General features: G+C 38.1%; 3 protein-coding genes. All 3 read right to left on the reverse strand.

What is annotated here, in order from left to right; all coding sequences use genetic code 11:
* Nucleotides 1–3,734: M14 family zinc carboxypeptidase (locus tag ACFEMA_RS14455; RefSeq protein ID WP_411768922.1), on the reverse strand; the 3,734-nt coding region annotated here is incomplete at its 3' end.
* A gap of 34 nt (nt 3,735–3,768) precedes the next feature.
* Nucleotides 3,769–4,557 carry a T9SS type A sorting domain-containing protein gene (locus ACFEMA_RS14460; RefSeq protein WP_411768923.1) on the reverse strand — a complete coding sequence of 263 codons (789 nt, stop codon included), beginning with the start codon at nt 4,555–4,557 and terminating at the stop codon, nt 3,769–3,771.
* Nucleotides 4,558–4,717: 160 nt separating this feature from the next.
* Nucleotides 4,718–10,081 (reverse strand): LamG-like jellyroll fold domain-containing protein (locus ACFEMA_RS14465; RefSeq protein WP_411768924.1); only part of this gene is annotated, 5,364 nt, incomplete at its 5' end.

Raw genomic sequence — 10,081 nt, forward strand, 5'->3', positions numbered from 1 at the left:
GAAGCCAGAAATCCATCTGCAGGTCTAAGACATGCCGTTGTAGCAGATGTACCATAGCCATCACCATCAGCATCGATGTACCAGGTCTGTCCAGGATATTCGTTAGCATCGGTATCGTCACAGTCCGTATTATTAGTACTGTAACCAGCTGGAGCAGTATTAGAACAAAGATCTTCTGTAGTTGTCGATCCAAAGCCATCACCATCAGAATCAATAAAATAAGTTGTCGTTGCGTTTATAGTATTGTCATTATCATCACAATCATTAACAGTAGGTGGTGTAGTAGACCAACCTAAACCGGGAGGAGTAGTTGTTGAAGGGTCAGGTTCTTCACATTGTGTTCTAGATTCAACACTTCCAAAAAAACCATCACCATCGTTGTCAACACCTGCATACCATGTCTGTCCAGGGAACTCATCAGCATCCGTGTCGTCGCAATCTGTGTTATCAGCAACATAACCTGCCGGCTGACCCACAGCAACTTGACTGACAGCTGGATTACCAAAACCATCATTATCAGAATCTTGATACCATGTAGAAGAGCCTACAACTACTGATAGTCCTATATCATCAATAGCTATATCACTTGTGCTACTACCATTATTAGGCATATCACCTGAAAATCGGAACTTAACGTAATTATTTAAATATGATGATAAATCTATTGTATTAGTTTGCCATACTGTACCAAGGTCACTATTTTCAGTCCATATCTGCGTCCAAGAGGAACCATCATTAGTTGAAATTTCTAAAGTCATAACCCCCATATTAGCACCATTCATGTTATAGGCATAGTTAAAATCTGCGCTTGTCAGACCGTTGAGATCAAAACAAGGACTTGTTATTGTAGCTATTCCAGAACTTGTACCAGTTTCAGTATATAAATAATAGGTGCCGTCGGTTGCTGATGATGGCCCCGTATTGTTGGTTGGTGTTCCGCCAGAATTAATAGTCCAATCAAAATCATCAGTGGTATCTTGAGTCCAACCACCAAGTCCACCAGACCCTGAGCCTTCAAAACTTTCTGAGTAAGGATACGTGTCCACTAATACACCAGAACATGGTGGTTGCACTGTAACCTCAAAGGTTTCATCAACATCCGAAGCTGCTGCATAAGTGGCATTTCCAGCTTGGCTAGCTCGTACAATTACGGTACCAACAGCACCTGTTAGTGACACTGTATTTCCACTAATTGTCGCTGGTCCAGAAACGATAGAGTAGGTTACTGGCAAACCTGAAGACGCTGTGGCATTGACATTAAAATCAGCATCCGTTGTAAATTTATCTGCAATAGGGTCAAAGGTTATGGTTTGAGAAAGGTTTGTAGCGTTGTGCACTATTCTGAACTCATCAAACGTAAAGCCTTCAAAATCTGCATTGGCATAAGAATCCTTTCTGTTAGAACTTTCGGATCTAAATACAAATCTTAGATATACTGTGTTTTGATTATAAAGCGAACTGTTCGTTGTATTGTCGATTACGACTTCTTCCATATTCCATTTGTCTTGAGTATCCCCGTCATAAAGCGGTTCTCCATCGGGTTGAAATGTTCTGTCAGAATTAAATTTCGATGTAAAATCACCAGCATCACTGGTAGCACTATAGGTGTTGTTCGCATCTGGAGCTCCAGGTTTGGTCAATTTTCCACAAAGCGGAGTCCAGTTAGAACCGTCCGAAGAGCCTTCAAGTTGCACATAATCAAAACTTCTTTCAATATCCCATTTTGCGTAATATTGAATAAGTGTTGTTGGTATTCCTGCTAAGTTAACAGGGTTAACCATTTCTAAAACTTTGGTTTCATTGTTACTGTAAGGAGCTGACGTATGTGTTGTAATTGCATTGCCAGAGAAAGCATCGGTAGTATTAAACCAAGTTCCTGTAGTAGCATTCCAGTTACTTAAATCATCACCGGCATCTGTAAATAAAACTGTTGGTTGGTAATACTTTGTAATGTTGGCTTCATACAAAACATTATCAGCAGCATAATCGTTTGTCAATACGACTTTAAATACAATTTCATCGTTAGGTTGTACTCCTGCGTCTAGTGTATACGGAATATTAACCGTGCGTTGTTCTAATATTTGTGCAGCTGTAAAATTTTCGGTGGCTGTTGCCGTATTGATAGTGAAGTTACCAGAAACTGCTGTCACTGTAAGTGTAAATTCGTTTGTGTTTGGTGTTGTATCATTTCCATTTTGACCTAAATTCTCGATACCGAATTGAAAATTTCCAGAAGTAGAGGATATTTCATTTAGATTTAGATCATGTAGTTTAGCATATTTTCCACTGAAGTAAGCAGCCAAAAAGTTCATACGCATAGCACGTTTTGCTATAGGCATAAAGTTTGAAGGGTCTGGCCAAAAGCCAGAACCTATAATTGTAGATTCTGAACTCAATCCGTTTTCTGGCGTCCAAGCCATAGTCCCTTTTCCGGATCCGTTAGACCCGTTGCCATCAGTCACGGTTCCACCGAGCATCCAGTCATTCATGTTGCCACTATTCAATCCACTAATGGACGTGCTGGGTCCATAGGCATAGCGGTTATACTGAGTCATGTCATGGTTATACTTTGAATATTCGTCGGGTCTAGGGTTTGTAATGCTGGTACCTGCATAGGCATGAAGCATTGCATTTTTAAATGAGTGATGGTTTAATGAGATTTCAAAATCGTGCTGCAAGAAAAAATCTCGCATAATCTGTGTTTCAGGTTCTGAAAATGGGTTTGTTCCTAAATAGGTTTGGCTACATGGGTTGGTTGAGGCACCACCATTATTCCAAAAGTAATCTGAATTTCTGTTTAAGTCTACCCCATAATCATCCGAAGTAGATACTGTTCCACAAGAACCAGCACTTACATTTCTATTTTTACGCTGTAATCCCCCACCATTAGGTGCTATGTTCTCATTGTGTACAAAGCCATCAGGATTAAAAACTGGTATAAAATATAAGGCGTGGTTGTTTACCAGATTCTGAATCGCAGTATCAGTAGCATAGTTTTCTAAAATGTACCACATAAAATATAACTGATTCATTATAGTTGCAGATTCACGAGAGTGAATTAACGACTGATAGAGTGTTTCTGGCTCTTCAGGTTCATCCGTATCTGGATTGTCAGAAATCCTTAAATACCAAATTGTGCGTCCTTCAACCGATGTTTGGTTTGTTGGTGAGGCATCTAAACGTGCGGATATTAAATTTGGATATTGCGCCCGCATATCGTCCAACTCATCCAATACCATGTCATAGGTTAAGCATCCACCAAAGTGGTTGGTTTCTGCTGGATAGTTGGCAGCATCGTTTAAATTCCAGTTAGATGGAACTGTCCAATCGATTTCGTCGCATTCATCGTATTGACCAACGTTGTTTATGATTTCGGAAACGCTAAATGAGCGTTGGGTTTGTTTTAAGGCTTTTTCACTAGCCACTTCTGAAGATGCTTTAGGAAGGTTTTTAATAGCTCTATCGCTATAGAATTTACTAAGATCTTCAATTAGGACTCTGTAGCTTATACCTTTTTGTTTGATACGTTGTAGTTCGTGTTCTGCCAATTCTAATGTCATAGAATTATCTAGAATAGATACTCCACAAGTCAAATCAATACCGAGGTCATCTAGTTGACTTATAACTTGGTCATTGACTCCGTTAATAGTGACTCGTTTGTATAACTCTTGGCCAACGGAAGTTTGCATTAAAAAAAGGCATGCAAATACAGTAATGAGGGTAATTTTTTTCATAGGATAAGGGAATAAGTAATTTAAAAGTTTTGAATTATAGCAATAATATCTTTGAGAAAACGCCTTTGTCCGTATTAACAGAAACAATGTAATTTCCTTTAGACTTCGTTTTGAAATACGTTTTTATTTCAGATGAATTGGGAAGTAATTCTTGATATATTTGTTTTCCAGAAATATCATAAATACGTAGGGAGTTAATTTGGGAAGTTCCTTGTGTATCTACTAAAATTTCGTTGGTATTGTTAGCGTATCTAATTGTTGGTTCAGCAGTTTCAAACTCATCTGTAGATAATACCAAGTTACTATTTAGTGGTGCATTAAAAGCAATGTAAAAACGATCTTCATACTCACCTTCATCGATTATGTCTTCATAATCTTCTTCATTTATCTGAGTGTATGTATCTAATAAAGTATCGTGTATGTAAACAGGAATATCCTCTTCAAAGTTCTCCAAGCTGTTAAGACTTATTTTAACATTCCCTGTTTCACCTAAAAACACTCCTAAAGGATAGGTTTTGGAATCATCGAAGCTTCCTACACCTTGAATGATGCATCTGGTATTACCAATCATCCAGTTCATGTCATTTGCAAAGTTGTCCCAGTTAATGGCATCCCAACCATAGTCAAAGCCATCGGTTGCTGAATTATCAGAGGTAAAGCCTAATAGGATTTGTCTTACCGCACCATCAGGGGCTGTAAAGTCTAAACGCACACGCTGAACAACAGTTTCTTGAGCGTTAAGATTTGATAAAAAAGGTGTTGCTATAAATAGCACTGTTAACATGCATTTACATACCTTTTGAAGGGTCAATTGTAGGTTCATAATCGTAGGTTTAGGAATGTTTGGGACATTCGAGGGGCAATATAGTAAAATAATTGAATAATATCCATGAAATGCATAAAAATTCGATAAAGTGTAATTATTTTGTAAAATAAAAGCGACCCTATGTGGTCGCTTTTTTATAATTAGAATGGTAATTTATCTAGTTTCTGACTAAGACTTTTTTACTATGCCAAGTGTTATCAATTTTAACTTTAAGGATGTAAGTACCCATATTTAAGCCTGGAGCAGGTACTCTATAGGCATCTGTATAATAGGACTCTAGATTAGTATCCCAAGTTTGTATGACTTGCCCAAGTATTGAGATTAACTGAATGTCTGATGCATTTGCACCATTATCTGTATTAATAAAGATCTCTTTAGACTCATTAAGGTAGCTTATAGATATAGGATAGGTATCTAATTCTTTTTCATTATCACTCAATGTTTCTTGTGACTGTGGTTTAAAAGTTACGTAGAAGCGATCGGCATAATAGTCTGGTGCTAGGCCTTCTAAAGTAAAGCTATTGTTGTTGATTTTTGTATAGGTATCTTCAACAGCATCATAAATATAGACATTAACGTTGTTTTGGTCGAAATTCTCTAAACCTTCCAATTCAAACTCTATATCACTCTCTTGGTAAAGATATACACCAATTGGATAGGCTTTATCTTCATTAAACTGTCCAACACCTTGGATGACATACACTCCGTTTTCAATAACCCAGAACGCATCATTGTACTGGAAATAGGCATTTGAAGCATCATAACCATAATCAATACCATCTGTTGCCGAATCGTCAGAAGTAAATCCTAATAATAATGGACGTATTTTACCATCGACATGCGAGGTGAAATTAATGCGTACTCTAGATACAGTAAACTCATCAGTATCTTGTGTATTTGAATTACCATTTCCATTGCCATTGCCATTGCCGTTTCCATTCCCATTTCCAGGAGGTGTAGGTGCTCTCATGAATACAGATGTACCCGTAGCTTCTCTTTGGAAGATACGCTGGTCATTTTCAAACTTTACATTACCACCATTATTAAAGACATTTCCAACGAAGAATCCTTGACCAACAGGAATATATCGAGCTGGAGTTTTTGAAGGAGTTCCAGCCCCACTTATAGTCGTTGGTACATAAACTGGCACGCCGCCGGTTTTTGTTAATACGGCATATCCACCTTGGTATTCACTTAAAATATGTGTTTGGTTAGATTCATAGTGCTCCCAGAAGTATAACGAACCTTCTATACTAGAGGTTGTCCCTGGATTACCTCCAGGCGCATTGTCATCAATAAATTCAAATGCGTCTATAGCAGAAGGGTACGGATTACCAACTAATGCTTGATACCATGACGTTATCGGAATTAAAATATCCGCATTATTTGGTTTACCTTGGAATACATAATTCTGAGGATTATTATCTTGATTACCGCCTGTGATGATTCCGCCTTCGCCACCGACACCAACACCACTTCCTTTCATAGTAAATCCATAACCTGGACTAATATTTTGATTTGGTCCAATAAACCTCCAAGATGCGTAATTGTCATAAGGATAATTCTCATAAGCATATAACCAGCGGTTACTCAATGTAATAGGATTGGTACTCCCTGTTGCGTTGTAACTACTGGTCCAATTCATGTTTTGTGGGGTAGAAGTAGTAGTTCCGTCCTTCATTATACTCGATGTATTGAAAGGCTGATTGTTGTTAGAGGTATTAATCGTACTCACTGGCGAACTCCAATAGTTATAATTAAACAAATTGGTTGTTCCTTGTTGATCTCGTTCTAATAGTCCAGAGCTGGTAACATCTAACACACTTTCGTTAACCTGTGTATTATCATATCGTTTTTGAATTAATTGTGATTCACCAACCAAATCAATTTTGCCATCAAGCTTCAAATATCTTGTAACCCATAGACTTGTCCCTGTATTAGTCTCATCTTGAGTGCCAGAATTTGTAATGGTCAACGTATTGCTTTCAACATCAAGGCCAAGTAACGTTAAGTCCTGTGCATTAGATGTTACATTATGACTTGTCTGCACGATGTTCCAATCGATTTTTGTTCCGTTGACTGTCGTATTTGGAATATACCATAATGTAGGCTGCGTCCAGGTTGCATTAGAGTTCCAATTTCCGTTCTGTTTTGTCGTGTACGGTAATGGAGCCGTCTGAGGTTGCGTACTAAATATGTTTCGTAAACGTCCATTAATACTCCCTTTAAAGGTGGTTAAGTATCCACAACCGACATCCATTCGATAGTAACCATCAAGGTTAGACCATGTTAATGGATCGTCATCATTTCCATCTGTATTTGAATCTGGCCCACTTACTTGAACAGGAATCACTTCACCACGAACGTTATCCGTACCAAGAATATTAATTTCCTGATTCATCATTTGTCTTATATGTTCTACAGAAAGTGCTTTGTTCCAAATTCGTAATTCATCAACCCAACCATTAAAATAATTGACAGGTTTGTTTGGTGGTGCACCGGTTTGGTCCATAGCACCAACAAAGAATGATAAACTATTGGTAGAAGGAGCAGAGCCATTTCCTGTTGCTTTTTGAACACCATCCACATATAATTTATAATTAGAACCATTATACGTCACAGCAACATGATGCCATCTACTTGCATTGATAGCATTAGTAGATATTGATCCCGATCCCCAACTAAATATTAGTGAGCTACCATTTAACCTAAGGTCATATCCTGAAGATAAATTGTTCGCATCTTGTTTAGAGATAATGCTCTGAAGTCCGTTTAAATCTTCTGGTTTTACCCAAGCTTCTAAACTGAAAGGGCCAGACATATCATAATTATCCTTAAAATCGATATAATCATTAACACCGTCGAAATCTACTTCGGCGCAACTGTTTAATGTCACTTGAATGTTACTTGCGCAACCATTAACTGTCCATGTTAAAGTATAAACACCAGGTTCACCCGTAAATATGGCATTTGGATCATTTTCTGGAACCAGTCCATTTTCACTAATAAATGAGTATGAACCACTAGAACAGCTTTCTGGGGCCACCGTTACAGTCCATGTCCCAACTTCACCAGTACCAGGATAATCTGGACTCGCTGGCGCTTGATTCGGAACCTTATAGTTGTTATTATAAACTCCGTTATCATAATTCTGTTGAGCAGTTTTTGTGTTGTCATAAGCAGCTAATTGAACTGTATTTTCACCACATTCACCAGTTAATGGAGCCACATCTTTTCCTGCATAAGAAAGAGTCGCTTCAATTTTGATGAATTGCGTACCAGAGTCATCATCACTTCTACAGTCGTTAATTAATGAAGTGGCACCATAGTTTTGCACTCCTGGCGTTACAGGATCGATATTTACGTTTGTACCCGTTGATACTACAACACCAAATTCGTTAGTCCATTCTATGGTTTCATTTATTGGTTCATTAGGAATAGAGATATTATCTAAAGCCCAGACACTTCCTGCAGTTCCGTAATACGTGAATCTGATTCTTAAATCAGTTAAGCCTGCATAATTTTGTAAGTCTATCGCTTGATGATTATCTATTATTGTTCCTGGACCAGAATTACACTGCCCTGTAAATCCAGGGTACGGAGTTACAAACGTTGTAGTCGTTAATCCTGTGTGTTCTATCAAAAGAACATCATAATTTGCTCCACCATCAACTGATAATTCCACACGACCATAAGACCCATTTTCAAAATAGAAAGCTTCATCAAACTCTAAGGTTACATCGCTTAATCCTAAAGTACTGAATACTGGAGTTTCTAAAGTTGATAGAGGTGTTATAGTATGTACATTATTTGTTTGATTGACATAAGGAGGAATTCCACTTACAATAGCAAACTTTGAATTGTCCGTTGTGTCAAAACAACGTCCATTGAATTTTTTAGGTCCGTTGGTTAATTTCCAATAGGTGTCATTAGTATTGTTACCACCAGAGGACATTTCCGCTTCTCCGTCAACAATCCAACCCACGACATTGAGATTGGCCGTGTTAAACATACCACCAACGTTGAATGCGGAATTGACACCGTATTCACTAATGGCTTCTGCTGTTACTGTTTCACCAAGACATATTCTATTAATCACATTTCCATTGACAATCGTTGGCGGGACATCTGGTGGAATAACTCCTAGTACTGCAACTTCAGAAAAGCCTTCACAGTCTCCAACATCAAAAACGGCTCTTACAAGCGTTGTGACTTGTATGTCCATCAAAGTATAACTTGTTGTTGTATTTGCAATAGCACTCCAAAATACTCCTCCGTCCGTAGAATATTCCCATCTGTTGATATTACTGGCTAATGAAGGATCAACAGTTAACTCAAGTTGTATATCTTGTTGTATCGTTTCCCCAGTATTTGGATCAATAGGACAAGATGTAACATCAACCACTTTTCTAAGGTCAGCTGATGTTTCTGTTTGCACAATATAACCTTCAACAATACCTCCGTTTATGGTTGGAGCATCAACAATTACGGTAGCAGAACAGGTTGCTGTATTTCCTTGGCTATCTTCAACAATTAAGTTTACTGAGTTAACCCCAATGTCATCACAACCAAAAGTAGATTTTGAAAGGCTTAGTGTTATAGCTCCACAATTGTCCGTTGAACCATCATCAATTTGATTTGGTGTAATTGTAGCTTCTCCCGTAACTCCGTCTAAGACTATGGTTAAAGGGCTACTGATACATCGCGCAACAGGTGGTACGGCATCATTAACAATTATTGTTTGTGAAACATTAATGCTATTACCGGCATTATCAGTGATGCTGTAAATTCTAGTTATGGTTTCTGGACATGTGTTTCCATCTGATGTATCACTAACAAAAGCCACTGTTGGGTTTGCAGTACAATTATCCGCTTCATCAGTAACTACAGTAATATCAGGTGCTGGAGCTGTACCAGAAGCTATAATCGTTGCAGGGTTTGATGCTGTCGGATCTTCATTATCTATAACAACAACATTAAAGCTACAGTTAGATTCGTTCCCGTTCCCATCGTTCGCAACAACATTGACTGTCGTAGAACCAATGGGGAAACTATATGGGAATGTAATAACACTACCACCTATACTATAAGTTACAGTGTTCGATGAACTACAATTGTCCGTAACTGTTGCACTAATATTTACAGTAGCCTCACAGGTGCCTGTTGCTGCATTATAAGGTGAAGGATTAGGGCATGTTAATATTGGATCAGTGGTGTCATCAATAATAATAGTTTCAAAGACATCTATGGTATTTCCATTACCATCATCTACTCGATATGTTCTTGTAATAGTTCCATCGTTTACAGCCGGATTAGCAGTTTGTGATATAAAGGTTACGTTCGTGGTTCCACAATTATCCGCTTCATCAGTCACGACAGCGGTATTAGCAGCAGGCACATCAGCAAGACACTGTACATTAATATCTGCAGGATTAGATGCTGTAGGATCTTGAGTATCATCTACTGTTACCGTTTGATTTTGAGTTGATGTATTTCCATTGCCATCATCATAAGTCCAGGT

This window comes from Winogradskyella sp. A3E31 (genome assembly GCF_046720935.1).
GTDB lineage: Bacteria > Bacteroidota > Bacteroidia > Flavobacteriales > Flavobacteriaceae > Winogradskyella.

Bases quoted from the DNA above. Each gene is read 5' to 3' on its own strand.
- ACFEMA_RS14460 (WP_411768923.1), bottom strand. From the start codon at position 4,557: ATGAACCTACAATTGACCCTTCAAAAGGTATGTAAATGCATGTTAACA.